The sequence below is a fragment of the Hydrogenophaga sp. genome (assembly GCF_035481345.1).
Lineage (GTDB): Bacteria > Pseudomonadota > Gammaproteobacteria > Burkholderiales > Burkholderiaceae_C > Hydrogenophaga.
On record NZ_DATIGV010000034.1, the window covers coordinates 1 to 22,719 of the forward strand.

General features: G+C 68.7%; 31 protein-coding genes and 1 pseudogene. 25 read left to right on the plus strand and 7 right to left on the minus strand.

Features of this window, described 5'->3' with window-relative positions; translation table 11 throughout:
* The 13 genes and pseudogenes from VLG41_RS03255 to VLG41_RS03315 form a co-directional block, all read left to right on the plus strand.
* Positions 1–141: pseudogene (locus tag VLG41_RS03255) on the plus strand (elongation factor Tu); the annotation flags it as partial.
* Positions 142–152: 11 nt separating this feature from the next.
* A complete protein-coding gene (rpsJ, locus tag VLG41_RS03260) occupies positions 153–470 on the plus strand; it encodes a 30S ribosomal protein S10 (protein ID WP_009519306.1) in 318 nt (105 codons plus the stop codon).
* Positions 471–662: 192 nt separating this feature from the next.
* Positions 663–1,337 carry a 50S ribosomal protein L3 gene (gene rplC / locus VLG41_RS03265; protein ID WP_325347967.1) on the plus strand — a complete coding sequence of 225 codons (675 nt, stop codon included), beginning with the start codon at positions 663–665 and terminating at the stop codon, positions 1,335–1,337.
* Positions 1,337–1,960: a 50S ribosomal protein L4 gene (gene rplD / locus VLG41_RS03270; protein WP_325347968.1), complete on the plus strand. Its 624-nt coding sequence runs from the start codon at positions 1,337–1,339 to the stop codon at positions 1,958–1,960. The genes rplC and rplD overlap by 1 nt, the downstream gene beginning before the upstream one ends.
* Positions 1,957–2,271: a 50S ribosomal protein L23 gene (gene rplW / locus VLG41_RS03275; protein ID WP_325347969.1), complete on the plus strand. Its 315-nt coding sequence runs from the start codon at positions 1,957–1,959 to the stop codon at positions 2,269–2,271. The genes rplD and rplW overlap by 4 nt, the downstream gene beginning before the upstream one ends.
* A 2-nt stretch (positions 2,272–2,273) precedes the next feature.
* Positions 2,274–3,098, plus strand: a complete 825-nt coding sequence (gene rplB, locus VLG41_RS03280) for a 50S ribosomal protein L2 (RefSeq protein WP_325347970.1) — start codon at positions 2,274–2,276, stop codon at positions 3,096–3,098.
* A gap of 12 nt (positions 3,099–3,110) precedes the next feature.
* The gene (rpsS, locus tag VLG41_RS03285) at positions 3,111–3,386 is read left to right on the plus strand and encodes a 30S ribosomal protein S19 (RefSeq protein ID WP_009519301.1); all 276 of its coding nucleotides are present in this window, start codon (positions 3,111–3,113) and stop codon (positions 3,384–3,386) included.
* A 9-nt stretch (positions 3,387–3,395) separates the two neighbouring features.
* Positions 3,396–3,731, plus strand: coding sequence for a 50S ribosomal protein L22 (gene rplV, locus VLG41_RS03290; protein WP_009519300.1), 336 nt, complete (start codon positions 3,396–3,398; stop codon positions 3,729–3,731).
* 13 nt (positions 3,732–3,744) lie between these two features.
* Positions 3,745–4,623: a 30S ribosomal protein S3 gene (gene rpsC, locus VLG41_RS03295; RefSeq protein WP_325347971.1), complete on the plus strand. Its 879-nt coding sequence runs from the start codon at positions 3,745–3,747 to the stop codon at positions 4,621–4,623.
* A gap of 2 nt (positions 4,624–4,625) precedes the next feature.
* A complete protein-coding gene (gene rplP, locus VLG41_RS03300; protein WP_009519298.1) occupies positions 4,626–5,042 on the plus strand; it encodes a 50S ribosomal protein L16 in 417 nt (138 codons plus the stop codon).
* Positions 5,043–5,058: 16 nt separating this feature from the next.
* Positions 5,059–5,259 carry a 50S ribosomal protein L29 gene (rpmC, locus tag VLG41_RS03305; RefSeq protein WP_325347972.1) on the plus strand — a complete coding sequence of 67 codons (201 nt, stop codon included), beginning with the start codon at positions 5,059–5,061 and terminating at the stop codon, positions 5,257–5,259.
* Between the two features lie 12 nt (positions 5,260–5,271).
* The gene (gene rpsQ, locus VLG41_RS03310; protein ID WP_009519296.1) at positions 5,272–5,541 is read left to right on the plus strand and encodes a 30S ribosomal protein S17; all 270 of its coding nucleotides are present in this window, start codon (positions 5,272–5,274) and stop codon (positions 5,539–5,541) included.
* A gap of 96 nt (positions 5,542–5,637) precedes the next feature.
* Complete coding sequence (locus tag VLG41_RS03315; protein ID WP_325347973.1) at positions 5,638–6,147, plus strand: peroxiredoxin; 510 nt, start codon at positions 5,638–5,640, stop codon at positions 6,145–6,147.
* 1 nt (position 6,148) lies between these two features.
* On the opposite strand, the gene VLG41_RS03320 is transcribed toward VLG41_RS03315, so the two are convergent.
* Complete coding sequence (locus tag VLG41_RS03320; RefSeq protein WP_325347974.1) at positions 6,149–6,646, minus strand: GNAT family N-acetyltransferase; 498 nt, start codon at positions 6,644–6,646, stop codon at positions 6,149–6,151.
* Between the two features lie 95 nt (positions 6,647–6,741).
* Positions 6,742–7,269, minus strand: a complete 528-nt coding sequence (locus VLG41_RS03325) for a TlpA disulfide reductase family protein (protein WP_325347975.1) — start codon at positions 7,267–7,269, stop codon at positions 6,742–6,744.
* A gap of 55 nt (positions 7,270–7,324) precedes the next feature.
* Here VLG41_RS03325 and VLG41_RS03330 point away from each other — a divergent pair, with 55 nt between their 5' ends.
* Positions 7,325–8,029, plus strand: a complete 705-nt coding sequence (locus VLG41_RS03330; protein WP_325347976.1) for a DUF4197 domain-containing protein — start codon at positions 7,325–7,327, stop codon at positions 8,027–8,029.
* A 7-nt stretch (positions 8,030–8,036) separates the two neighbouring features.
* On the opposite strand, the gene VLG41_RS03335 is transcribed toward VLG41_RS03330, so the two are convergent.
* On the minus strand, positions 8,037–8,441 hold the full coding sequence (locus tag VLG41_RS03335) for a thioredoxin fold domain-containing protein (RefSeq protein WP_325347977.1): 405 nt from the start codon (positions 8,439–8,441) through the stop codon (positions 8,037–8,039).
* A gap of 5 nt (positions 8,442–8,446) precedes the next feature.
* Complete coding sequence (locus tag VLG41_RS03340; protein WP_325347978.1) at positions 8,447–9,712, minus strand: CaiB/BaiF CoA-transferase family protein; 1,266 nt, start codon at positions 9,710–9,712, stop codon at positions 8,447–8,449.
* 70 nt (positions 9,713–9,782) lie between these two features.
* On the opposite strand from VLG41_RS03340, the gene VLG41_RS03345 reads away from it, so the two are divergent.
* The 5 genes from VLG41_RS03345 (at position 9,783) to ptsP (ending at position 14,213) form a co-directional block, all read left to right on the plus strand.
* Complete coding sequence (locus tag VLG41_RS03345) at positions 9,783–10,316, plus strand: hypothetical protein (protein WP_325347979.1); 534 nt, start codon at positions 9,783–9,785, stop codon at positions 10,314–10,316.
* A complete protein-coding gene (locus VLG41_RS03350) occupies positions 10,313–11,593 on the plus strand; it encodes an MFS transporter (RefSeq protein WP_325347980.1) in 1,281 nt (426 codons plus the stop codon). The genes VLG41_RS03345 and VLG41_RS03350 overlap by 4 nt, the downstream gene beginning before the upstream one ends.
* Positions 11,590–12,036, plus strand: coding sequence for a PTS fructose transporter subunit IIA (locus VLG41_RS03355; RefSeq protein WP_325347981.1), 447 nt, complete (start codon positions 11,590–11,592; stop codon positions 12,034–12,036). Before VLG41_RS03350 ends, VLG41_RS03355 begins: the two co-directional genes overlap by 4 nt.
* On the plus strand, positions 12,005–12,274 hold the full coding sequence (locus tag VLG41_RS03360) for an HPr family phosphocarrier protein (RefSeq protein ID WP_070401241.1): 270 nt from the start codon (positions 12,005–12,007) through the stop codon (positions 12,272–12,274). Before VLG41_RS03355 ends, VLG41_RS03360 begins: the two co-directional genes overlap by 32 nt.
* Positions 12,275–12,467: 193 nt before the next feature.
* Positions 12,468–14,213: a phosphoenolpyruvate--protein phosphotransferase gene (gene ptsP / locus VLG41_RS03365; RefSeq protein ID WP_325347982.1), complete on the plus strand. Its 1,746-nt coding sequence runs from the start codon at positions 12,468–12,470 to the stop codon at positions 14,211–14,213.
* A gap of 1 nt (position 14,214) precedes the next feature.
* Here the strand turns inward: ptsP and VLG41_RS03370 are convergent, their stop codons facing one another.
* The 3 genes from VLG41_RS03370 to VLG41_RS03380 all read right to left on the minus strand — a co-directional run bounded on the left by VLG41_RS03370 (position 14,215) and on the right by VLG41_RS03380 (position 16,577).
* Positions 14,215–15,057 (minus strand): DMT family transporter, encoded by an 843-nt coding sequence (locus VLG41_RS03370; protein WP_325347983.1) that lies wholly within the window; start codon positions 15,055–15,057, stop codon positions 14,215–14,217.
* Positions 15,058–15,128: 71 nt separating this feature from the next.
* A complete protein-coding gene (locus tag VLG41_RS03375; RefSeq protein ID WP_325348005.1) occupies positions 15,129–15,821 on the minus strand; it encodes an AraC family transcriptional regulator in 693 nt (230 codons plus the stop codon).
* A 21-nt stretch (positions 15,822–15,842) separates the two neighbouring features.
* Positions 15,843–16,577 (minus strand): GntR family transcriptional regulator, encoded by a 735-nt coding sequence (locus VLG41_RS03380; protein ID WP_325347984.1) that lies wholly within the window; start codon positions 16,575–16,577, stop codon positions 15,843–15,845.
* 273 nt (positions 16,578–16,850) lie between these two features.
* On the opposite strand from VLG41_RS03380, the gene VLG41_RS03385 reads away from it, so the two are divergent.
* From VLG41_RS03385 to VLG41_RS03410, 6 genes are read left to right on the plus strand one after another with little or no spacing between them, the layout of a single operon-like run.
* A complete protein-coding gene (locus tag VLG41_RS03385; RefSeq protein ID WP_325347985.1) occupies positions 16,851–18,110 on the plus strand; it encodes an NAD(P)/FAD-dependent oxidoreductase in 1,260 nt (419 codons plus the stop codon).
* A gap of 53 nt (positions 18,111–18,163) precedes the next feature.
* Positions 18,164–19,357, plus strand: a complete 1,194-nt coding sequence (locus tag VLG41_RS03390; protein ID WP_325347986.1) for an ABC transporter substrate-binding protein — start codon at positions 18,164–18,166, stop codon at positions 19,355–19,357.
* Between the two features lie 7 nt (positions 19,358–19,364).
* Positions 19,365–20,225, plus strand: coding sequence for a branched-chain amino acid ABC transporter permease (locus VLG41_RS03395; RefSeq protein ID WP_325347987.1), 861 nt, complete (start codon positions 19,365–19,367; stop codon positions 20,223–20,225).
* On the plus strand, positions 20,222–21,190 hold the full coding sequence (locus VLG41_RS03400; RefSeq protein WP_325347988.1) for a branched-chain amino acid ABC transporter permease: 969 nt from the start codon (positions 20,222–20,224) through the stop codon (positions 21,188–21,190). Before VLG41_RS03395 ends, VLG41_RS03400 begins: the two co-directional genes overlap by 4 nt.
* On the plus strand, positions 21,187–21,978 hold the full coding sequence (locus VLG41_RS03405) for an ABC transporter ATP-binding protein (protein WP_325347989.1): 792 nt from the start codon (positions 21,187–21,189) through the stop codon (positions 21,976–21,978). Before VLG41_RS03400 ends, VLG41_RS03405 begins: the two co-directional genes overlap by 4 nt.
* Entirely contained in the window at positions 21,971–22,687 is a 717-nt protein-coding gene (locus VLG41_RS03410; protein WP_325347990.1) for an ABC transporter ATP-binding protein, read from the plus strand. The genes VLG41_RS03405 and VLG41_RS03410 overlap by 8 nt, the downstream gene beginning before the upstream one ends.
* Positions 22,688–22,719 lie beyond the last annotated feature (32 nt).

The window sequence follows — 22,719 nt, forward strand, 5'->3', positions numbered from 1 at the left end:
GAGATGGTCATGCCCGGCGACAACGTCTCGATCACCGTCAAGCTGATCGCGCCCATCGCCATGGAAGAAGGCCTGCGCTTTGCCATCCGCGAGGGCGGCCGCACCGTCGGCGCCGGCGTCGTGGCAAAGATCATCGAGTAAGGAGCGGTTTCATGGCTGCTACCAAACAAAAGATCCGGATCCGCCTCAAGGCATTCGACTACAAGCTGATCGACACCTCGGCCGCCGAGATCGTCGAAACCGCCAAGCGCACCGGTGCCATCGTCAAGGGCCCCGTGCCCCTGCCTACGCGCATGAAGCGGTTCGACATCCTGCGCTCGCCGCACGTGAACAAGACCAGCCGCGACCAGCTTGAGATCCGTACCCATCAGCGCCTGATGGACATCGTGGATCCGACCGACAAGACGGTGGACGCGCTCATGAAGCTCGACCTGCCCGCTGGCGTGGACGTCGAGATCAAGCTGCAATAAGGCGACGCCTGGTCCATCGGCTTTCGTCCGAGGGGCTTGCACAAGGAAAGCCCGCCGGCTATACTGGCGGGCTTTCCGGCTTTTGGGTCGGATGTTTCGTGGCGCTGGCACTTTGGTGCTTCGCCATTCAGCGTTGCCTTCGGGTAGCGCGCTATCAGCCCCGGCCAATTGAAGTCGGGAACGGAGAAAACAATGAGTCTGAGCAACTCCCTCGGGTTGTTGGGCCGCAAGGTGGGCATGATGCGCCTGTTCACCGATGACGGGGATGCAGTGCCTGTCACGGTGGTCGACGTGTCGAACAACCGCGTCACCCAGGTCAAAACCCAGGCCAACGACGGTTACGACGCGCTGCAGGTCACCTTCGGCAAGCGCCGCGCCTCGCGCGTCATCAAGCCCATTGCGGGCCACCTCGCCAAGGCTGGCGTCGAAGCCGGCGAACTCATCATCGAGTTCCGTGTGACCGCCGAGGTCGCCGCTGGGTACAAGCCGGGCGACGTCGTTGACGTCAACAAGCTGTTCTCGCAAGGTCAAAAGGTCGATGTGCAGGGCACCTCGATCGGTAAAGGCTTCGCCGGGACCATCAAGCGCCACAACTTCAGCTCGCAGCGTGCGTCGCACGGCAACAGCCGTTCGCACAACGTGCCGGGTTCGATCTCCATGGCGCAGGACCCGGGCCGAGTGTTCCCGGGCAAGAAGATGACGGGCCATCTGGGCGACGTCACCAAAACCATTCAAAACCTCGACATCGTGCGCATCGATGAAGCCCGTCAGCTGCTGCTGATTCGTGGTGCCGTACCTGGCGCCAAGGGTGGTTTCGTCACTGTGCGCCCCGCCGTCAAGGCCAGCGCCGCCAAAGGAGCGAACTGATGCAAGTCGAACTCCTGAACGACCAGGGCCAGGCCGCGTCCAAGCTGGACGTGCCCGAGACCGTGTTCGGTCGTGACTACAACGAGGCCCTGATCCACCAGCTCGTGGTGGCTTATCAGGCCAACGCTCGTCAAGGTACGCGTGCGCAAAAAGACCGCCAGATGGTCAAGCACTCGACCAAGAAGCCGTTCAAGCAGAAAGGCACCGGCCGCGCGCGCGCTGGTATGACCTCCTCGCCGCTGTGGCGTGGGGGCGGCCGCATCTTCCCGAACAGCCCCGACGAGAACTTCACCCAGAAGATCAACAAGAAGATGTACCGCGCCGGCATGGCGTCCATCTTCTCCCAGCTCGTGCGTGAAGGCCGTCTGTCCGTCGTCGAGTCGATCAAGGTCGATTCGCCCAAGACCAAAGTGCTGGCCGACAAGTTCAAGGCCATGAACCTGAAGTCGTCGGTCCTGGTGATCGCCGACGAGGTTGACGAGAACCTGTACCTGGCCTCGCGCAACCTGGTCAACGTGCTGGTGGTCGAGCCCCGTTACGCCGACCCGCTGTCGCTGGTGCATTACAAGCAAGTGATCGTCACCAAGGCGGCGATCGACCAGCTCAAGGAGATGTTCGCATGAGCACCGCCCAATTCAACGAAGGCCGCCTGATGCAGGTCCTCGTGGCACCGATCGTGTCCGAGAAGGCCACGCAGGCCGCCGAGCAATCCAACGCGGTGCTCTTCAAAGTACTGCGCGACGCGACCAAGCCCGAGATCAAAGCCGCTGTCGAACTGATGTTCAAGGTGCAGGTCAAGGGTGTGTCGGTCGTCAACCAGAAGGGCAAGACCAAGCGCTTCGGCAAAACCGTCGGCCGCCGCGACCACGTGCGCAAGGCCTACGTCACGCTGATGCCCGGTCAGGAACTCAACTTCGGTGGGGAGGCCGCGTAATCATGGCTGTCATCAAGATGAAACCGACCTCGCCAGGCCGTCGCGGCATGGTGAAGGTCACGCGCGAAACCCTGCACAAGGGCTCGGGTTTTGCGCCGCTGCTGGAACCCCAGTTCCAGAAGGCCGGCCGCAACAACAACGGCCACATCACGACGCGACACAAGGGTGGCGGTGCCAAGCACCACTACCGCGTGGTCGACTTCCGCCGCAACAAGGACAACATCCCGGCGAAGGTCGAGCGCATCGAATACGACCCGAACCGCACCGCCCACATCGCGCTGCTGTGCTACGCCGATGGCGAACGCCGCTACATCATCGCGCCGCGCGGCGTCGAGGTGGGTGCCACGCTGTTGTCGGGTTCGGAGTCGCCGATCCGCGTGGGGAACACCCTGCCGATCCGCAACATCCCCGTCGGTTCGACCATCCACTGCATCGAGCTGCAGGTTGGCAAGGGCGCGCAGATCGCGCGTTCGGCCGGCGCTTCGGCCGTGCTGCTGGCCCGCGAGGGCATCTACGCCCAGGTGCGCATGCGCTCGGGTGAAGTGCGCAAGATTCACGTGGATTGCCGCGCCACCATCGGTGAGGTGTCCAACACCGAGCACAGCCTGCGCCAGATCGGCAAGGCCGGTGCCGTGCGCCACATGGGCATCCGCCCGACCGTGCGCGGTACCGCGATGAACCCGATCGACCACCCGCACGGTGGTGGTGAAGGCAAGACCGGCGAAGGCCGCGCTCCGGTGGATCCGTGGGGCAACCTGACCAAGGGCTACCGCACCCGCAACAACCGCCGCACGCAGTCGATGATCGTCTCGCGTCGCAAGAAGTAAGGGGCCGACCAAATGTCTCGTTCGCTCAAAAAAGGTCCCTTCGTGGACCACCACCTGATGGCCAAGGTCGAGAAGGCCCAAGCCAACAAGGACAAGAAGCCGGTCAAAACCTGGTCGCGCCGCTCGATGATCCTGCCCGAGTTCATCGGCCTGACGATTGCCGTGCACAACGGCAAGCAACACGTGCCCGTGTACATCACCGACCAGATGGTCGGTCACAAGCTCGGCGAGTTCTCCCTGACCCGCACGTTCAAGGGTCACCCGGGCGACAAGAAAGCCAAGAAGTAAGGAACCACCATGAGTACGGAAACCCGCTCTGTCGTCCGTGGCGTGCGCCTGTCGGTGGACAAAGGCCGCCTCGTGGCCGACCTGATTCGCGGCAAGAAGGTCGACCAGGCCCTGAACATCCTGACCTTCACCCAGAAGAAGGCCGCCGGCATCGTGAAGAAGGCCCTGGAGTCCGCCATCGCCAACGCCGAGCACAACGACGGTGCCGACATCGATGAGCTGCGCGTCAAGACGATCTACGTCGAGCAAGGCACGACGCTGAAACGGTTCGAGGCTCGCGCCAAGGGCCGTGGCAACCGCATCAGCAAACCCACGTGTCACATCTACGTGACGGTTGGCAACTGAGAGGCACAGGAACATGGGACAGAAAATCAACCCGACCGGCTTCCGCCTGGCCGTCTCGCGCAACTGGGCCAGCCGCTGGTACGCCAGCAACCGCGATTTCGCGGGCATGCTGGCCGAAGACATCAAGGTGCGTGAGTACCTGAAGGCCAAGCTCAAGAACGCCGCCGTTTCGCGCGTGGTCATCGAGCGCCCCGCCAAGAATGCCCGCATCACCATCTACTCGGCGCGTCCGGGCGTGGTGATCGGCAAGAAAGGTGAGGACATCGAGAAGCTGAAGAAGGAACTGGCCGCCAAGCTCGGCGTGCCGGTGGCCGTCAACATCGAAGAGGTGCGCAAGCCCGAGATCGATGCCAAGCTGATCGCCGACTCGATCACCCAGCAGCTCGAGAAGCGCATCATGTTCCGCCGCGCGATGAAGCGCGCGATGCAGAACGCCATGCGCCTGGGTGCCCAGGGCATCAAGATCATGAGCGCCGGTCGTCTGAACGGTATCGAGATCGCCCGCACCGAGTGGTACCGCGAAGGCCGCGTGCCGCTGCACACCCTGCGCGCCGACATCGACTACGGCACCTCTGAAGCCAAGACGACCTATGGCGTCATCGGCGTGAAGGTGTGGGTCTACAAAGGCGACACCCTCGGCCGCAACGACGCCCCCGTGGTGGCCGAGCCGCGTCCTGAAGAAGAGCGCCGCCCGCGCGGCCCGCGCCGTGAGCGCAGCGAGCGTCCGGCCGGCCCGACCGCCCGTGCCGCCGTGCGCCGTGGCACCAACACCGCCCCCGCCGATGGCAGCGACAAGCCCGCCGAAGCCACGGGTGGTGATTCCAAACCCGCCGTTAAGCGCGTACGCAAAGACGCACCCGCACCTGCAGCTGCGGACGGCAAAGGAGAATAAACATGTTGCAACCCGCTCGCCGCAAGTACCGCAAGGAGCAGAAGGGCCGTAACACCGGCGTCGCCACCAGCGGCGCCACGGTCGCCTTCGGCGACTTCGGCCTGAAGTCCACCGACCGCGGTCGCCTCACGGCCCGCCAGATCGAGGCCGCGCGCCGCGCGATCTCCCGTCACGTCAAGCGTGGCGGCCGCATTTGGATCCGCGTGTTCCCGGACAAGCCGATCTCGCAGAAGCCCGCCGAAGTCCGTATGGGCAACGGCAAGGGCTCGGTCGAGTACTACGTGGCCGAAATCCAGCCCGGCAAGGTGCTGTACGAGATCGTGGGCGTGCCCGAGCAGCTCGCTCGTGAAGCCTTTGCCCTGGCCGCCGCCAAACTTCCCCTGCGCACCACGTTCGTGACGCGCATGCTGGGTCAGTGATTCAGGAGAACATGCAATGAAATCTGCTGAACTGCGCCAGAAGGACGTGGCCGGCCTCGAAGCCGAAATCAAGTCGCTGCAGAAGGCCCATTTCGGTCTTCGCATGCAGAAGGCCACGCAACAACTCAACAACACCGCCACGCTGGGCGACACCCGCCGTGCCATCGCTCGCGCCAAGACCATCCTGGCCGAGAAGCAGCGCGCCGCCGCCAAGTAAAGGAGCGAGACCATGACGGAAGCAAAACCCGCCCTCAAGCGCACCCTGGTCGGCAAGGTGGTGAGCGACAAACGCACCAAGACCGTGACGGTCCTGGTGGAGCGTCGCGTGAAGCACCCGATCTACGACAAGATCGTGATCAAGTCCAGCAAGTACCACGCCCACGACGAAAACGGCGAGTACAAGCTGGGTGACCTGATCGAGATCACCGAGAGCCGCCCGATCTCCAAGACGAAGAACTGGGTGGCCAGCCGCCTGGTGCAAAAAGCCGCCATCGTCTGAGTCTCATTGCAGACTCAGCGCTGCGCGCATCGAAAAAGCGACCGACAATCCGGTCGCTTTTTTGTTTTCAGCCCCCCAACCGCACGAGGAGAAACCATGATCAAGGTCGGAGACAAACTGCCCGCTGGCACGCTGATGGAGTACAGCGAGGTCGAGGGCAACGGCTGCAGCATCGGCCCGAACCCGGTGGACGTTCAGAAGGCCGCTGCGGGCAAGACGATCGCCATCTTCGCGTTGCCGGGCGCCTTCACGCCCACCTGCTCGGCCAAGCACGTGCCGGGCTTCGTGCAGCAGGCCGCCGAGTTCTCGGCCGCCGGTGTGGACGAGATCTGGTGCATCAGCGTGAACGACGCCTTCGTGATGGGCGCTTGGGCGCGCGATCAGAAAACCAACGGCCTGGTGCGCATGCTGGGCGATGGCAGCGCCGAGTACACCAAGGCGACGGGCCTGACCCTGGACCTAACCGGGCGCGGCATGGGCTTGCGCAGCAACCGCTACTCCATGCTCGTCAAGGACGGCGTGGTCAAGACGCTCAACATCGAAGCCCCGGGCAAGTTCGAGGTGAGCGATGCCGGCACGCTGCTGGCTCAGGCCAAGGCCGCCTGATTCAGAGGCTGACCTTCAGGTAGTGCGCCCCTGGCAGGGGGTTGTGGTAGTACGGCGCGATCTCGACGAAGCCGGTTTCCTGGTAGAGCGCGCGCGCCGCCTCCATGTCCGACAGGGTGTCGAGCAGCATGGTGGCGTAGCCCCCCATCTGAGCCAGCATCAGCAGGCGGTCAACCAGCAGGCGTCCGAGCCCGAAGCCGCGGAACGCGGGGCGCACGAACAAGCGCTTCATCTCGCAGGCGTCGGGGTGATCGACATTGGGCAGTGGGCGCAAGGCGCAACAGCCGGCGGGCGCGCCATCCACCAGCGCCAGCAGCAGCGCGCCGGATGGCGGTGCGTAGTCGCCGGGCAGTTGTTGCAGCTCTTCCTGGAAGCCCTGGAAGCACAGGTCGACGTCGAGCGAGGCCTGGTAGTCCAGGAAGAGCTCGCGCACCGCCTGTATGTCATCGGGTGTTTCGGCCAGCCGCAGTTCGATGGAGGCTGAAGGCGTCTCGGGCATCGGTTCGGAGAGCGACCCGTAGGCCGCTGGGGGAGGGCGAACCGGCAATATAAGTCAATCCGTCGGCACGGGCCCGGCCAGCCCGGGCGGCGTGTTCAGGCTGCCAGCAGTTCCTCGATGAGCTGGTGCAGCGCGCCCATCTCGGGCTCGCCGACGTAGCGCTTGACGATGTGGCCCTGCTTGTCGAGCAGGTAGGTGGTGGGCGTGAGCTTGACGTCGCCCCAGGCCTTCGCGATGTCCCCTGTGTTGTCCAAGGCGACCTTGAACGGCAATTGGCGCGTCTGCGCAAAGTTGAGCACCCAGGCCGGCGGGTCGTAGCTCATGGCCACGGCAACCGTGTCGTAGCCGCGCGGTGCGTATTTCAGGTGCGTGTCCACGAGGGCAGGCATTTCCTTCACGCAGGTCACGCAGGTGGTGGCCCAGAAGTTCACCAGGGTCACCTTGCCGCGCAGTCCCGCGGTGGTGGCCTTGCTGCCATCGAGCAGCACGAAGGTGGACTCGGGCGCGGCCTCGCGCCCGGCGCAGCCGCTCAGGCCCAGCGCGCCGGCAGCCCCCAGCGCCAGGCCCGCGCCCAGCACCCGGCGGCGGTTCGGTTCGCGTGCCAATGTCGTCGTGTTTGTCATTTCCTGCTTCACCATCTACAGTGCCCGCCTCGGATTCACGTGAGGGAGCGCACACATGCAACGCCGCCAGTTTCATCACCTGTCCCTGGGCAGCCTGGGATTGCTGATTGTCGCCGCCCAGCGCCAGGCCTGGGCCTTGTCCCTGTCCGATCTGACGGACAAGGACGCCACCGCCGGCATCCGCACCGCGCTCGAGAAGGGCGCGCTGGCCGCGGTGGCCTTGCTGGGCAAGACGGATGGATTCCTGGGCAACCCGAAAGTTCGGATTCCCCTGCCCGGCTATCTGGAAGACGCCGCCAAGCTGCTCAGCTTCGCCGGTCAGGGCAAGCGGGTGGACGAACTCATCACCGGCATGAACCGTGCGGCCGAGCAGGCCGTGCCCATGGGCAAGGACCTGCTGGTCAACGCCGTCAAGTCCATGAGCGTGACCGACGCCAAGAACATCCTCTCGGGCGGCGACGATTCCGTGACCCGCTTCTTCGCCGACAAGACGCGCGTGCCGCTGGGCGAGAAATTCCTGCCCGTGGTGACGCGCACCACCGAGAAGGTGGGCCTGGCACGCAGCTACAACCGCGTGGCGGAGAAGGCTTCGGGCTTCGGGCTGGTGAAGAAGGAGGACGCCAACATCGAGCGCTACGTCACCGGCAAGTCGCTCGATGGCCTCTACACCATCATCGGCGACGAAGAGCGCAAGATCCGCCAGGACCCGGTCGGCACGGGCAGCGCCATCCTCAAGAAGGTCTTCGGCTCGATGAAGTGAAGGGCCGCTACTTCTTCAGATTGCGCCGGGCAGTGTCCAGGCGCTCTTCCAGGTAGCTGCCGTAGAAGTCGGCCGAACTCACGCCGTCCAGCCGCTCGGCCAGTTCACGGCCCACGGGGCCGAAGAAGAACACCGTTGGCGTCACGCGCACTTTCCATTCGTCCACCAGCGTGGCAGGCGTGGTGGTGCGGCCGCGGAAATCCTGGATGGGGGTGGTCTTGTCCTGGAAGTCGATCTGCACGGCGATCAACCGGCCCTCGCGCATGAGCGGGTGCAGGTAGCTGTTGCGCACCAGCTCGCAGTAGACGCAACCGCGCAGCGTGACCATCACGACCAGCGGCTCGCCGCGCGCGGCCGCGGCATCGACCGCCGCGCGCAGGGACTTGGGGGTAGGCAGGGGTTGGTACGCCATAGGGATCAGATCGCGCCGCTGGCGCGGAGTTGCGCGAGGCGCGCGGCGTCCGCGCCCAGCCATTCGCTCAGCACCTCGTCCGTGTGCTCGCCCATCAGGGGCGGGGGACGGTCGTTGCGCACGGGGGTGACGCTCATCTTGATGGGGCTGGCCACCAGGTCCACCGCGTCGGCCAGCGGGTGGGCCCAGGTGTGGACCATGCCGCGTTCGCGCACCTGCGGATCCGCGAAGACCTCGGCCAGGTCGTTGATGGGGCCACAGGGCACCTTGGCGGCTTCCAGCGCAGCCAGCCAATCGGCCTTGCCGCGCGTCTTCATCACGGCCTCCAACTGGGGCACCAGCACGGCGCGGTGGCGCACGCGGCTCTGGTTGCGCGCGAAGCGCTCGTCGCTGGCCAGCTCCGGGCGGCCCGCCACCTCGCAGAATTTCGCGAACTGGCCGTCGTTGCCCACGGCCAGGATGATGTGCTGGGCGTGGCCGTCGGCGTCCGGCGCGACCTCGAACACCTGGTAGGGCACGATGTTGGCGTGCGCGTTGCCCGCGCGACCCGGCACCTGGCCGTCCTCCCGCCCGCGCACCAGGTAGTTGGCGCCCAGGTTGGCCAGCATCGCCACCTGGGTGTCCAGCAGGGCCATGTCGATGTGCTGACCCTCGCCGGTGCGCTCGGCGTGGCGCAGCGCGGCCTGGATGGCCACCGTCGAATACAGCCCCGTGAACAGGTCGGCCACCGCCACGCCCACCTTCTGCGGGCCGCCGCCGGGCAGGTCGTCGCGTTCGCCGGTGAGGCTCATCAGGCCGCCCATGCCTTGCACCGCGTAGTCATAGCCCGCGCGGTCCTTGTACGGGCCGGTCTGGCCAAAGCCGGTGATGGAGCAATACACCAGGCGCGGGTTGATCGCGCGCAACGCGGCGAAGTCCAGCCCGTAGCGCGCCATGTCGCCCACCTTGTAGTTCTCCACGAACACGTCGGCCTTGGTGGCCAGCTCGCGGATCAGCGCCTGGCCCTCGGGCCGGGACAGGTCGCAGGTGATGGAGCGCTTGTTGCGGTTGGCGCCCAGGTAATAGGCCGCCTCGGCGGTGTCCTGGCCGTCGCGCCCGCGCAGGAAGGGCGGGCCCCAGCCGCGCGTGTCGTCGCCGCCGGGGTGGTTCGCACCGCGCGGGCGTTCCACCTTCACCACATCGGCGCCCAGGTCGGCCAGGGTCTGGGTGCACCAGGGGCCGGCGAGCACCCGGGAGCAGTCGAGGATGCGGATACCATCCAGTGCATTCATCCGTGCATTGTGCGCGAGACCTTCGCGCTCCCGCTGTCGCCCTCGCAGGGCGGCCGCCCCCTCCAGCGACATGACCCGTTCCCGACGACTCGCCGGCACCCTGGCCGCGCTGCTGCTCTTCGCCGCCTGCTCGCCCACCTTCAATTGGCGCACCGTGCGCGCCGACGGCGCGCCCGTGCAGGCGCTCATGCCCTGCAAACCCGACCGAGCCGAGCGCGAGGTGCCCTTGGGCGGCGTGGAAGCGACGCTGCACATGATGAGTTGCGACACCGGGGGCCTGAGCTTCGCCGTGGCCTGGCTCGACGCGGGTGACCCCGCGCGCGCAGCGCTCGCGTTCGAGGCCTGGCGCCGCGCCACGCTGGTGGCCGTGCAGGCCGATCCGGCCCTGGCCGACGACCCCGCCGCGCAATGGCCCGCCGCCGTGCCCGGCACCGAGCGCGCCCTGGGCCTGCAGGCCGACGGACGCGACCCGCGCGGCGAGCCCGTCACGGTGCGCGCGCTGCACGCCGCGCAGGGGGGCCGCCTCGTGCACGCGGCCATCTACGGCCGCGCCATCGACCCCGAACTCGCCTCGACCTTCTTCGAGGGGCTTCGACTGCCATGACGGACCCCGTCCACGCCCCCCACAGCAAAGGCCTGCTCAGTCCGCGCCTGGCGGTGACGGTCTTCCTCGTCTTCGCCGGCACCTACTTCCTGTCGGCGCTGGTGCGCGCCATCACCGCCACGCTGTCGCCCACCCTCAGCGCCGAGCTCGCACTCACGCCTAGCGACCTGGGCCTGCTCGCGGGCGGCTACTTCTTCGGCTTCGCGCTCACGCAACTGCCCATGGGCCGCTGGCTGGACCGCCACGGCCCCAAGCGCGTGGTGCTGGCCTTCCTGGCCTTGGCGGTGGCCGGCTGTGCGGCCTTCGCGCTGGCCGACAACTTCGGCGGCCTGCTGTTCGCGCGCGTGCTCACCGGCATGGGGCTCAGCGCCTGCCTCATGGCGCCGCTCACGGGCTTTCGCCGCTGGTTGCGGCCCTCGGTGCAGTTGCGCGCCAATTCGTGGATGCTGATGACCGGCTCCATGGGCATGGTGGCGTCCACGCTGCCGGTGCAGTGGCTGCTGCCGGTGATGGGCTGGCGCGGCCTGTTCTGGGCCCTGGCCCTGCTCTTCGTACTGGCGATCGCGGTGCTGGCCTGGTCGGTGCCCGCCTGGACGCGCGAGGCGCCCGCCGCGGCCGCCGCCGAGGGTGCGGCCGACAGCGGCTACGCGCACATCTGGCGCCACCCCTATTTCCGCACCATGGTGCCGGTGGGCTTCATCAACTACGGCGGCATGGTCGCGGTGCAGGCGCTGTGGGCCGGGCCGTGGATGGTGAACGTGGCCGGCTACACGCCCGATCAGGCCGCCACCGGCCTGTTCGCCATCAACCTGAGCATGCTGCTGGCCTTCTGGACCTGGGGCGTGGTGAACCCGCACCTGGCGCGCCGCGGCATCCGGCCCGAAACCCTCATCGGCTGGGGCCTGCCCATCAGCCTCGTGGTCATCGTGGCCATCGCCTGGCTCGGTCCGCGCGCGGGGTGGGGGCTGTGGGCGCTGTTCTGTGTCGGCTCCACCTTCGTTTCGCTCTCACAGCCCGCCGTCGCCCTGGCGCTGCCGCCGCAGGCCGCGGGCCGCGCGCTGTCGGCCTACAACCTGGTCATCTTCGCCGGCGTGTTCGTGCTGCAGTGGGGCATCGGTCTGGCCATCGACGCGCTGAGCGTCTTCGGCTGGAGCGAACCCGACCGCTACCGCGGCGCGGTGGGCTTGTTCGCCCTGTGCTGCGTGGCGGCCTACGCGGCCTTCTGGCGCGGCTGGCGCCGCATCGAGCGGGACCGCACCGCTACACTGCGCCCATGAACGGCATCCTGCTGATCGCGCACGCGCCGCTGGCCTCGGCTCTGCGGCAATGCGTATTGCACGTGTTCCCCGACGCGCAGGACGCGGTGGTGGCGCTGGACGTGCAACCCAATGTTCCCCCCGAGGAAACGCTGTCGCAGGCGCGCGCGCTCATGGCGCAGATGGCCCGCCCGCAGACCCTGGTCGTCACCGACGTGTTCGGCGCCACGCCGTGCAACGTGGCCCAGCGCCTGGTCGACGGCGTGCGCAGCAAGCTCGTCTGCGGCGTGAACCTGCCCATGCTGCTGCGCACCGTGAGCTACCGCCACGAATCGCTCGACGCCCTGATCTCGCGCGCCATCATCGGCGCCACGCAGGGCGTGATGCAGGTCGCCGTCACCGCTCCGCAAAACCAGGCCCGACGATCCACGCATGATCAAGACCACCGCGACCATCAGCAATAAGCTGGGCCTGCACGCCCGCGCCTCGGCCAAGCTCACCAAGCTGGCCGGCACCTTCATCAGCGACGTCTGGATGTCGCGCGGCGAACGCCGCGTCAACGCCAAGAGCATCATGGGCGTGATGATGCTGGCCGCCGGCTTGGGCAGCACGGTGGACATCGAGACCGACGGCAGCGACGAGCGCGCCGCGATGGACGCGCTGCTCGCCCTCATCAACGACAAATTCGGCGAAGGCGAATGAAGCCCCCACGCTCCACCGCTTCGCGGGTCGCGCCTTGCAGGCCGCGACAGCGCCAGAGTCGCTGTCTCTTCGGGCCGTCCAAGCCTGCGCAGGCAGGCTTGGAGCCGCGGCCCTCAGCCCCCCGAGGGGGCTGCTTCGCCTTGGGGCGGCCCAGCGGCGAAACGAAGCCCCCACGCGTCCGCGGAGCGCCAGCATGACGTTCTCCGTCCACGGTCTGGCCGTTTCCCGGGGCGTGGCCATCGGGCGGGCCGTGATCGTGGCCTCGAGCCGCGTGGACGTGGCGCACCGTCTGGTGGCGCCGCACGAGATCGAGGGTGAGATCGAACGCCTGCGCCAGGCGCGCAAGGCGGTGGCCGAGGAGATTCTGCGTGTGCAGCAGGGGCTCGTCGGCCTGGGGCAGGTCGACGCGCACCCCGAGCTGGCCGCGCTGCTGGACGTGCACCTCATGCTGCTGCAGGACGAGCAGCTCACCGACGGCGTGAAGCACTGGGTGCACGACCGCCACTACAACGCCGAGTGGGCGCTGACCACGCAGCTCGAGGTCATCTCGCGCCAGTTCGACGAGATGGAAGACCCCTACCTGCGCGAGCGCAAGGCCGACCTCGAGCAGGTGGTCGACCGCATGTTGCGCGCGATGCGCGGACAGGCCGCGCCGATCGCCGCGCCCGCCGTCGCGGCCGAGCGGGCGAGCAAGGACGAGCCCCTGGTGCTGATCGCGCACGACCTCTCGCCGGCCGACATGCTGCAGTTCAAGCAGAGCGTGTTCGCCGGCTTCGTCACCGACGTGGGCGGCAAGACCAGCCACACCGCCATCGTGGCGCGCAGCATGGACATCCCCGCCGTGGTGGGCGCGCGCTCGGCCAGCCACCTGATCCGCCAGGACGACTGGGTGGTGATCGACGGCGACGCCGGCGTGGTGGTGGTCGATCCTTCGCCCATCGTCCTGGCCGAGTACGGCTTCAAGCAGCGCCAGGGCGAGGTCGACCGCGAAAAGCTCTCGCGGCTGAAGAACACGCCGGCCGTCACGCTCGACGGACAGAAGATCGAGTTGCTGGCCAACATCGAGCAGCCCGACGACGCCGCCGCCGCGCTCAAGGCCGGTGCCGCCGGCGTGGGCCTGTTCCGCAGCGAATTCCTGTTCATGGGGCGCAACGGCCAGTTGCCCGATGAGGAGGAGCAGTACCAGGCCTATCGCCGCGCCATCGAAGGCATGCAGGGCCTACCGGTCACCATCCGCACCGTGGACGTGGGCGCCGACAAGCCGCTGGATCGCAGCGTCGCGCGCCTGGACGACCACCTCAGCCCGGCCCTGGGCCTGCGCGCCATCCGCTGGAGCCTGGCCGACCCGGGCATGTTCCTCGCCCAGTTGCGCGCCATCCTGCGCGCGGCCGCGCACGGGCCGGTGAACCTGCTCATCCCCATGCTCGCGCACGCGAGCGAGATCCGCCAGACCCTGGCCCTGGTGGACCGCGCGCGCGAACAGCTCGTCGCGGCCGGCGTGCCGCACGGGCCGGTGAAGCTGGGCGCCATGATCGAGGTGCCCGCCGCGGCGCTCACCATCCCGCTGTTCCTGCGCCACTTCGACTTCCTGTCGATCGGCACCAACGACCTGATCCAGTACACCCTGGCCATCGACCGCGCCGACGAGGCCGTGTCGCACCTGTACGACCCGCTGCACCCCGCGGTGCTGCAGCTCGTGGCCGGCACCATCGCGCAGGCGCGCGCCCAGGGCAAGGGCGTGAGCGTGTGCGGCGAGATGGCGGGCGACGTCACCATGACGCGCCTGCTGCTGGGCCTGGGGCTGCGCAGTTTCTCCATGCACCCCTCGCGCATCCTCGCGGTCAAGCAGCAGATCCTGCGCAGCGACACCGTCAAGCTCGCCGGTTGGGCGAAGACCGTGCTCGAGGCCGAGGACCCGTCCGCGTTGCTGGTGGACTGACTCAGCGCGCGCGCGTGGCCAGCACGGCGGCGCCCACGATCATCGCGGCCGCCACCAGCACCGAGGTGCTGGGCCATTCGCCGCGCACCGCCAGCAGGGTGCAGGTGGACAGCAGCGGCGTCAGGAAACTCAGCACGCCGATCTGCCGCGGATCGCCCCGCTTGAGCGCCGCGTCCCACAGGAAGAAGGCGCCACCCAGCGGGCCCAGGCCGAGCAGGGCGATCAGCGCCCAGTCGCGGGTGGACGGGGCCACCGACGGCTCCAGCAGCGCATGGCACAGCAGCGCGAGCGCGCCCGAGGCCGCGGCGAAGCCGCCGATGGCCGCCGTGGGAAAGGCCACCACGCGCTTGGTGAGCAAGGAATACGTGGCCCAGATGAAGGCCGAGCCCAGCGCCGGCAGGTAACCCCAGGCCCAACCGGTGCCGGCGCCCGGCTCGGCGCGGCCCAGGATGGCCAGCGCCGCGCCCGCGAAGCCGACCAGGGCCGCGATCACGTGGCGCGCGGTGAGCGTCACGCCGGGCAGCAGCAACGGTGCCATCACCACGATGCCCAGTGGCCACAGGTAGTTGACCAGGTTGGCCTGCACCGGCGGCGCGTGGCGCAGGGCGATGAAGAGCAGGAAGTGAAAGCCGAACAGGCCATAGACGCCCAGCGCCAGCGTGCTCGCCGGCACGCGCCAGCGGCGCAGATCGAAGCGCGACAGCGGCAGCGCGATCAGGCTGCCCAGCAGCAGGCCCAGGCCGGTGAGCAGGAAGGGCGGCAGGTGCGACAGGGCCACGCCCAGCGCGGCGAGCGAGGCCCACAGCGCGATCGCGCCCAGGGCGAGCAGGTTGGCGGCGTTCATGGGCGGATCATCGCGCGCGGCACCGTCGCGCGGCGCGGGTCCGTCGTCGCGGGGCGCGGGTCAGGTCCCCCTCAGGCCCGGCGGCGCAGCGCCGCCGTCAGCGCCGAGGGCGAGCGGTAGCCGCTGCGCCGCGCGGCCTCGGCCACGCTCGCGCCCTGGGCGCGCAAGGCCTGGGCCTGGTCGAGTTGCAGTCCGCGCAGCCAGTGCTGGGTGCTCAGGCCGTGCTCGGCGCGGCAGCGCGCGGCGAACTGCGCCGGACTCAGGTGCACGCGCGCGGCCAGGTCGGCCACCTCGATGGCCTGATGGGCCCAGTGGCCGCGCGCCCAGTCGGCCAGGGCGGTCCAGTCGATGGGGCGCCGCGGCCGCTCACGCGCCGGCGAGCGGGGCATCCAGCTCTCCAGCAGCAGGACCGGTCCCAGCGACTGCGCGCGCGGCAGGCCCTGCCGGCAGGCCGCGGCCAGGTAGCGCGCCAGCGCCGCGGTGGCCGCCGTGGGCGTGGAGCTGGCGCGCGCCCAGCCCTCGGCGTGGCTGTCCAGCACCAGGCAGCGCGCGCCCTCGCGGGCCTCGAAGTCGTGGCGCTCGCCCGGCGGCACCACGCAGCCTTGGCCCGCACCGATGCGCTGCGCCCGGCCCGCGACTTCAAGTTCGAGCACGCCCTCCAGACCCACCAGCACCTGGAAGTGCGCGTGGTCGTGACTGCCGTGCGAGGCGCCGTAGTCGCGCACGCTCAGGTGCTCGGCAGAAGGCGTGCGCGGGGTGGCCATGGAGGGTTCGCTCACGCCTTCTCAGGCCTTGTTCCGGTGCGCGACCAGGCGCATGCCGGGCATGAGCCGCGCGGCCTGCTCAGGCCGCTCCATGGCGTAGTCCAGGTTCATGCGCGCGATTTCCACGTGCTCCTCGCCCAGTGCCTGCGCGCGCGAGCCCTGGCCGCGCTCGATGGCCTGCACCATGGCGTGGTGCGTGCGCTGGGCCAGGCGCATCCACTGCTGTCCTTCCTCCATGGAGGACTGCATGGGCAGCATGGCGCTGGGCGAGGCGAAGGGCATGGCGTCCAGCATGTCCATGATCCGGCGCAGCACCGAGTTGCCGCAGCCGTCCATGATGAGTTGGTGGAAGCGGTCATTGGCCTCCACGTAGGCCGTGTAGTCGTCCAGCTCCATGGTGGCCTTGTTGACCGTCTTGTCGCCTTCCTCCAGGCACTCGTGCAGCTCGCGCAGCAGCTGGCGCGGCGCGCCTTCCTCGGCCAGCAGGCGCGCGGCGAAGCCTTCGATGAGGCCGCGCACGCGGATCGCGTCGGCGATCTGCTGCGGCGTGAAACGGCGCATCTGGTAGCCCCCGGTGGGGGAGGGCTCGATCAGTCCCTCGTGCTCCAGGCTGGCCAGGGCCAGGCGCACCGGCGTGCGCGAGGCGCCGAGCTTCTCGGCCAGCGGGATCTCGGCCAGGCGTTCGCCGGGCACGAACTCGCCTTTGAGGATTAGGTCGCGCAACTGCACCAGCACGCGGGATTGTTGGGAGTCCATGCGGTTGAACGGGGGATGGGAGCGAGGAATTCTAGGAGAGCCCGCCACGGATGCACACCGCTTCCGCCGATTGGCATGCAAACTGCATGCAAGCTCGACATGAAAGTGTTTCCCCGAACTTATTTGCACCGATTGAGTGCCGTATTGGCTCGGGTAAACCCTTTGTTTTCCGAGAATATGAAAGGCTTTGAGCGCCATCTGTCCAATTGTGTTGGTTTGATGAATTCAGTTGCATACAATGCGGCGCCTCATGACACCCCGAGGAGTTCAGCCATGACCCGCACCGGATCGAAAGGGCCTCTGGTCATCGTCGGCGCCTCCTACGCCGGCCTGCAGTTGGCCAGCAGCGCGCGCGAACTGGGCTTCGAAGAGGACATCCTCATCGTCGGCGACGAGCCGCACCCGCCGTATCAGCGCCCGCCCCTGTCCAAGGGGCTGCTGACCGGCAAGGCCACGGTGGACCAGCTCTGGCTGCGCTCGCCCGAGTTCTATGCCCACAAGCGCATCGAGCTGTGCCTGGGCCGCCGCGTCACGGCGCTGGACCCGGCTGCGCGGCGCCTCACGCTGGACGACGGCTCCGTGCTGGAACACGGCTGGCTGGCGCTGACCACCGGCGCGCGCGCCCGCGCCCTGACGCTGCCCGGCGCCGAGCTGGACGGCGTGCTGCCCCTGCGCACGCTGGACGACGCGCTGCGTGTGGCCGAGGCCGCCGCGTCCGCGCGCTCGGTCTGCGTGATTGGTGGCGGCTTCATCGGCCTGGAGGTGGCCGCCGCGCTGCGCGCGCGCGGCGCCGAGGTGAGCGTGATCGAGACCCAGCCGCGCCTGCTGGCGCGCAGCATGCCGCCGCTGATGTCGGCCTTCGTCGAGAACGCGCACCGCCAGCGCGGCGTGCAGGTACTCACCGGGCGCGGTGTGCGCGGCCTCGTCGGCGCCAACGGCCGTGTCGCCGCCGTGGAACTGGCCGACGGCCAGCGCATCGACTGCGAGCTGGTGGTGCTGGGCATCGGCGTGTGGCCCAACAGCGAGCTCGCCCGCGACGCCGGCCTCGCCGTGGACAACGGCATCGTCACCGACCCGCTGGGTCGCACCTCGGCTGAGCGCGTGCTGGCCGCGGGTGACGTCGCCGCCGTGGCGTGCGCCCCGGGCGCGCCGCGCGTGCGGCACGAATCCATCCAGGCCGCCACCGACGGCGCGCGCGCCGCCGCCAGCCTGCTGGTGGACCAGCCCAGGCCCAACACCGCCGTGCCCTGGTTCTGGAGCGATCAGTTCGAACTCAAGTACCAGATGGCCGGCGTGGCCCAGGCCGACGACGAGGCCGTGGTGCGCGGCGAGCCCGACAGCGGACGTTTCAGCGTGTTCTACCTGCGCGACGGTGCCATCGCGGCCACGCACAGCGTCAACCGCCCTGGCGAGCACCTGCTCAGCCGCCAGCTCATCGCCGCGGGCGCGCGGCTCGCGCCCGAGACGCTGGCCGACCCCGACAGCGACCTCAAGGCCGCCCTGGCGGCGCTGGCCGCGCCAGCCGACGCCTGAGCCCGACTTTCCTTTTTTCGCCCTTGTCTTTCCTTTCCCCACGGAGCTCTGCCATGACCTTCACCAAACGACAAGCCATCGCCGCGCTCGGCCTGGCCGGCCTCGGCGCCTTCGGCGCGCTGAGCGCCGCGCACGCCGCCGAGCCCCTGCGCATCGGCCTGATCGCCACCTACTCCGGCCCCTACGCCGACTATGGCCGCCAGTTCGACGCCGGCATCGCGCTCTTCCTGAAGGAGCGCCAGGGCCAGATCGCCGGCCACCCGGTGGAGATCGTCAAGAAGGACACCGCCGGCCCCGCGCCCGACGCGGCCAAGCGCTTCGCCCAGGAACTGGTGGTGCGCGACAAGGTGAGCTTCATCACCGGCCTGGACTTCAGCCCCAACGCCTACGCGGTGGCGCCCATCGCCACGCAGGCCAAGGTCCCGGTGGTCGTGGCCAACGCCTCGTCCTCGGCCATCACCTCCAGCTCGCCCTACATCGCGCGCGTGTCGTTCACCGTGCAGCAGGTGTCCGACCCGATGGCCCGTTGGCTGGTCAAGAACGGCGTGAACAGCGTCTACACCGTGGTGGCCGACTACGCCTCGGGCGTCGATGCCGAAACCGCGTTCAAGAAGGCCTTCACGGCCGCAGGCGGCAAGATCGCCGGCGAGCTGCGCACGCCGATGAACAACCCCGACTTCTCGGCCTACGTGCAGCGCATCAAGGACGCCAAGCCGCAGGCCGTGTTCTTCTTCTTCCCCTCGGGCGTCATGCCGCCGGCCTTTCTCAAGGTCTGGAAGGAGCGCGGCATGGAAGAGGCCGGCATCAAGCTCTTCGCCACCGGCGAAGCCACCGACGACAGCTACCTCGACGCCACCGGCGACGTGGCCCTGGGCCTGGTCACCAGCCACCACTACTCCTACGCCCACCCCTCGGCCAAGAACCAGAAGTTCGTGAAGGACTTCGAGGCGCAGTTCGGCAAGGCCATGCGTCCCAGCTACTTCGCCGTCTCGGCCTACGACGCGCTGTCCGCCATCGAGGCCGCCCTGGCCAAGACCAAGGGCGACACCAGCGGCGACAAGGTGATGGAAGCGCTCAAGGGCCTGCGGTTCGAAAGCCCGCGCGGCCCGGTGGAGATCGACGCCGCCACGCGCGACATCGTGCAGACCGTCTACATCCGCAAGACCGAGCGCGTGAACGGTCAGCTCGTCAACGTGGAGTTCGACCAGTTCGAGCGCGTGAAGGACCCGGCCAAGGCCGCGCCCTGACTCCCCCATGGCGATCGTGCTTTTCGACGGAGTGGCCTACGGCATGCTCCTGTTCCTCATCGCGGTGGGCCTGTCCATCACGATGGGGCTGATGAACTTCGTGAACCTGGCCCATGGCAGCTTCGCCATGGTGGGCGGGTACGCCGCGGCCGTGCTGATGAACCGCTACGGCCTGGGCTTCTACCCCGCGCTTGGTGCGGCCTTCGTCGCCGCGGCCCTGGTGGGCGCGCTGTTCGAGTTCGTGCTCTACCGCCGGCTCTACAAGGCGCACCCGCTCGACCAGGTGCTGCTGTCCATCGGCATCGTCTTCGTGTCGGTGGCGTCCTTCACCTTCTTCTTCGGGCCCACCATGCAGCCGTTCACGCTGCCCGAATCGCTCGATGGCCGGCTCTCGCTGCTGGGCCTGGAGGTCAGCCGCTACCGCCTCTTCCTCATCGTCTGCGGCCTGGTGGTGCTGGCGGCGCTGCTGCTCGGCCTGGGCCGCACGCGCTACGGCGCCATGGTGCGCGCGGCGGTGGACAACCAGCGCGTGGCGGCCGGCACCGGCATCCAGGTGCAGCGGCTGTTCTTCCTCACCTTCTCGCTGGGCTGCGGCCTGGCGGGCCTGGGTGGCGCGCTCAGCCTGGGCATGCTGGGGCTGGAGCCCAGCTTCCCGCTGAAGTACCTCGTGTACTTCCTCATCGTGGTCTGCGTCGGCGGCGCCGGCACCATCACCGGCCCCTTCGTGGCCGCCCTGCTGGTGGGCATCGTGGACGTCGCCGGCAAGTACTACCTGCCGCAGGCCGGCGCCTTCCTCATCTACGTGGTCATGATCGTGATGCTGCTCGCGCGACCGAACGGGATCATCCCGCGAAAGGGCCTCGCATGACGCCCATCACCCTCAAGCCCGCGCACACGCGCATCGCCGAGGTGCTCTTCTGGCTCAGCCTGGCCTCGTGCTACTTCCTGCTGCCGGACCACCTGAGCCTGATGAGCCAGATCCTCATCTTCGGCCTGTTCGCCGTGTCGCTGGACATGGCGCTGGGCTACGCCGGCATCCTCACCGTGGGCCACGCGGCCTTCTTCGGCGCCGGCGCCTACGCGGCCGGCCTGCTGGCCAAACACGGCTGGGGCGAGCCCTTCTCGGGCCTGCTGGTGGCGCTGCTGGTCTGCGTGGCGCTGGGCTACCTGCTGAGCGCCCTGGTGGTGCGCGGCACCGACCTGGCGCGGCTGATGATCACCATCGGCGTGTGCATGCTGCTGGCCGAGCTGGCCAACCGGCTCTCGGGCATCACCGGCGGCACCGACGGCCTGCAGGGCATGGTGGTCGAGCCGCTGTTCGGCCGCTTCGAGTTCGACCTCTTCGGCCAGACCGCCTTCATTTACGCCTTCGCCATGGTGCTGCTGGTGTTCCTGGGCGTGCGGCTGATCCTGAAGTCGCCCTTCGGCCTCACGCTGCGCGGCATCCACGACAGCCGCAAGCGCATGCTGGCCATCGGCTCGCCGGTGGACGCGCGCCTGCGCCTGGCCTATGCGCTGTCGGCCGGCGTGGCCGGCATCGCGGGCGCGCTGCTCGCGCAGACCACGCAGTTCGTCGGCATCGAATCGATCGGCTTCAACCGCTCGGCCGAGGTCCTGATCATCCTGGTGCTGGGCGGCACGGGACGCCTGTACGGTGGCCTCGTCGGTGCCATCGTCTACATGCTGGTGCACGACTGGTTCGCCGACATGAACCCGCAGTACTGGCAGTTCTGGCTCGGCATCTTCCTCATCGCCGCCGTGCTGATGGGCCGCGGCGGCATCATGGGCGCGCTCTCGCGCCTGTTCAAGACGCGAGAGGAGGCCGTGCGATGAGTACGTCCGCCCTGCAGACCCACGGCCTCGGTATCTCCTTCGGCGCCTTCCACGCCGTCAGCGGCGTGAGCCTCTCGCTGGAGCCCGGCGCGCGCCAGGCCCTCATCGGCCCCAACGGCGCCGGCAAGACCACGCTGATCAACCTGCTCACGGGCATCTACAAGCCCTCGGCCGGGCGCGTGCTCATGAACGGCGAGGACGTGACCGCGCTGTCGGCCGACCGGCGCGCGCGCCGCGGCCTGGCCCGCACCTTCCAGATCAACACCCTGTTCCCCAGCCTCACGCCGCTGAGCTCGGTGGTGCTGGCGATCAGCGAACGCGAGGGCCTGGGGGCCGTGTGGTGGCGCCCGCTCAAGCGGCACACCGCCGTCTACCACGAGGCGCACGAGCTGCTGGGGCGCCTGAAGCTGAACGCCCTGGCGAACGTGCCCGTGGCCGAGTTGCCCTACGGCAAGCAGCGCCTGCTGGAGATCGCGCTGGCCATGGCCGCGAAGCCGCGCATCCTGCTGCTCGACGAGCCCGCCGCCGGCGTGCCCGAGGACGAGAGTGGCGAGCTCTTCGAGGTCATCGACGCGCTGCCGGCGGACATCAGCGTCCTCTTCATCGAACACGACATGAAACTGGTCTTCCGCTTCGCGCGCCGCATCTCGGTGCTGGTCACCGGGCAGGTGCTCACCGAGGGCACGCCGGCCGAGATCGGCCGCGACCCGCGCGTGCGCGAGGTCTACCTGGGCCAGGCGCACACGCAGGCGGTGCAGGCGATTCCCGCGGAGGTGGCGCATGGCTGAGCTGCTGGCGTTCGACCGCGTGGTGGCGGGCTACGGCAACGCCGTCGTGCTGCACGAACTGGGCTTCGCGCTGGAGGAGGGGCAAAGCCTGGCCGTGCTGGGCCGCAACGGTGTAGGCAAGACCTCGCTGCTGGAAACCCTGATGGGCAACACCCGCGTGATGCGCGGCGCCGTGCGCTGGGCCGGGCAGGACATCACGCGCTGGCCCGCGCACCGGCGCGCGGCCGCCGGCCTGGGCTGGGTGCCACAGGAGCGTGAGGTCTTTGCGTCGCTCACGGTGGAGGAGAACCTCACGGTCATCGCGCGCAAGGGGGCCTGGACCCTGCAGCGCGTCTATGAGCTGTTCCCGCGCCTGCGCGAGCGGCGCGGCAACTACGGCAACCAGCTCTCGGGCGGCGAGCAGCAGATGCTGGCCATCGGCCGCGCGCTGATGACCAACCCGCGCCTGCTGCTGCTCGACGAGCCGATGGAGGGCCTGGCGCCCATCGTCGTGGAAGAGCTCGCGGTCTCGATTCGCCGGCTCTGCGAGCAGGAAGGGCTGGCCTCCATCGTCGTCGAGCAGCACCCGGTGCTGGCGCTGGAGATGACGCACCAGGCCATCGTGCTGGAGCGCGGCACCGTGGTGCACGCCGGGCCGAGCGCGGACCTCGCGAACGACGCGGCGCTGCTCGAAGGCCTGCTGGGCGTGGGCATCGCCGAGACCGCCTGATTCCCCGGATTCCCTCCCGGGCGCCGCGCGCG

Coding starts and splice junctions, on each gene's coding strand:
- rpsJ (WP_009519306.1), top strand. CDS start 153: ATGGCTGCTACCAAACAAAAGATCCGGATCCGCCTCAAGGCATTCGAC.
- rplC (WP_325347967.1), top strand. CDS start 663: ATGAGTCTGAGCAACTCCCTCGGGTTGTTGGGCCGCAAGGTGGGCATG.
- rplD (WP_325347968.1), top strand. CDS start 1,337: ATGCAAGTCGAACTCCTGAACGACCAGGGCCAGGCCGCGTCCAAGCTG.
- rplW (WP_325347969.1), top strand. CDS start 1,957: ATGAGCACCGCCCAATTCAACGAAGGCCGCCTGATGCAGGTCCTCGTG.
- rplB (WP_325347970.1), top strand. CDS start 2,274: ATGGCTGTCATCAAGATGAAACCGACCTCGCCAGGCCGTCGCGGCATG.
- rpsS (WP_009519301.1), top strand. CDS start 3,111: ATGTCTCGTTCGCTCAAAAAAGGTCCCTTCGTGGACCACCACCTGATG.
- rplV (WP_009519300.1), top strand. CDS start 3,396: ATGAGTACGGAAACCCGCTCTGTCGTCCGTGGCGTGCGCCTGTCGGTG.
- rpsC (WP_325347971.1), top strand. CDS start 3,745: ATGGGACAGAAAATCAACCCGACCGGCTTCCGCCTGGCCGTCTCGCGC.
- rplP (WP_009519298.1), top strand. CDS start 4,626: ATGTTGCAACCCGCTCGCCGCAAGTACCGCAAGGAGCAGAAGGGCCGT.
- rpmC (WP_325347972.1), top strand. CDS start 5,059: ATGAAATCTGCTGAACTGCGCCAGAAGGACGTGGCCGGCCTCGAAGCC.
- rpsQ (WP_009519296.1), top strand. CDS start 5,272: ATGACGGAAGCAAAACCCGCCCTCAAGCGCACCCTGGTCGGCAAGGTG.
- VLG41_RS03315 (WP_325347973.1), top strand. CDS start 5,638: ATGATCAAGGTCGGAGACAAACTGCCCGCTGGCACGCTGATGGAGTAC.
- VLG41_RS03320 (WP_325347974.1), bottom strand. CDS start 6,646: ATGCCCGAGACGCCTTCAGCCTCCATCGAACTGCGGCTGGCCGAAACA.
- VLG41_RS03325 (WP_325347975.1), bottom strand. CDS start 7,269: ATGACAAACACGACGACATTGGCACGCGAACCGAACCGCCGCCGGGTG.
- VLG41_RS03330 (WP_325347976.1), top strand. CDS start 7,325: ATGCAACGCCGCCAGTTTCATCACCTGTCCCTGGGCAGCCTGGGATTG.
- VLG41_RS03335 (WP_325347977.1), bottom strand. CDS start 8,441: ATGGCGTACCAACCCCTGCCTACCCCCAAGTCCCTGCGCGCGGCGGTC.
- VLG41_RS03340 (WP_325347978.1), bottom strand. CDS start 9,712: ATGAATGCACTGGATGGTATCCGCATCCTCGACTGCTCCCGGGTGCTC.
- VLG41_RS03345 (WP_325347979.1), top strand. CDS start 9,783: ATGACCCGTTCCCGACGACTCGCCGGCACCCTGGCCGCGCTGCTGCTC.
- VLG41_RS03350 (WP_325347980.1), top strand. CDS start 10,313: ATGACGGACCCCGTCCACGCCCCCCACAGCAAAGGCCTGCTCAGTCCG.
- VLG41_RS03355 (WP_325347981.1), top strand. CDS start 11,590: ATGAACGGCATCCTGCTGATCGCGCACGCGCCGCTGGCCTCGGCTCTG.
- VLG41_RS03360 (WP_070401241.1), top strand. CDS start 12,005: ATGATCAAGACCACCGCGACCATCAGCAATAAGCTGGGCCTGCACGCC.
- ptsP (WP_325347982.1), top strand. CDS start 12,468: ATGACGTTCTCCGTCCACGGTCTGGCCGTTTCCCGGGGCGTGGCCATC.
- VLG41_RS03370 (WP_325347983.1), bottom strand. CDS start 15,057: ATGAACGCCGCCAACCTGCTCGCCCTGGGCGCGATCGCGCTGTGGGCC.
- VLG41_RS03375 (WP_325348005.1), bottom strand. CDS start 15,821: ATGGCCACCCCGCGCACGCCTTCTGCCGAGCACCTGAGCGTGCGCGAC.
- VLG41_RS03380 (WP_325347984.1), bottom strand. CDS start 16,577: ATGGACTCCCAACAATCCCGCGTGCTGGTGCAGTTGCGCGACCTAATC.
- VLG41_RS03385 (WP_325347985.1), top strand. CDS start 16,851: ATGACCCGCACCGGATCGAAAGGGCCTCTGGTCATCGTCGGCGCCTCC.
- VLG41_RS03390 (WP_325347986.1), top strand. CDS start 18,164: ATGACCTTCACCAAACGACAAGCCATCGCCGCGCTCGGCCTGGCCGGC.
- VLG41_RS03395 (WP_325347987.1), top strand. CDS start 19,365: ATGGCGATCGTGCTTTTCGACGGAGTGGCCTACGGCATGCTCCTGTTC.
- VLG41_RS03400 (WP_325347988.1), top strand. CDS start 20,222: ATGACGCCCATCACCCTCAAGCCCGCGCACACGCGCATCGCCGAGGTG.
- VLG41_RS03405 (WP_325347989.1), top strand. CDS start 21,187: ATGAGTACGTCCGCCCTGCAGACCCACGGCCTCGGTATCTCCTTCGGC.
- VLG41_RS03410 (WP_325347990.1), top strand. CDS start 21,971: ATGGCTGAGCTGCTGGCGTTCGACCGCGTGGTGGCGGGCTACGGCAAC.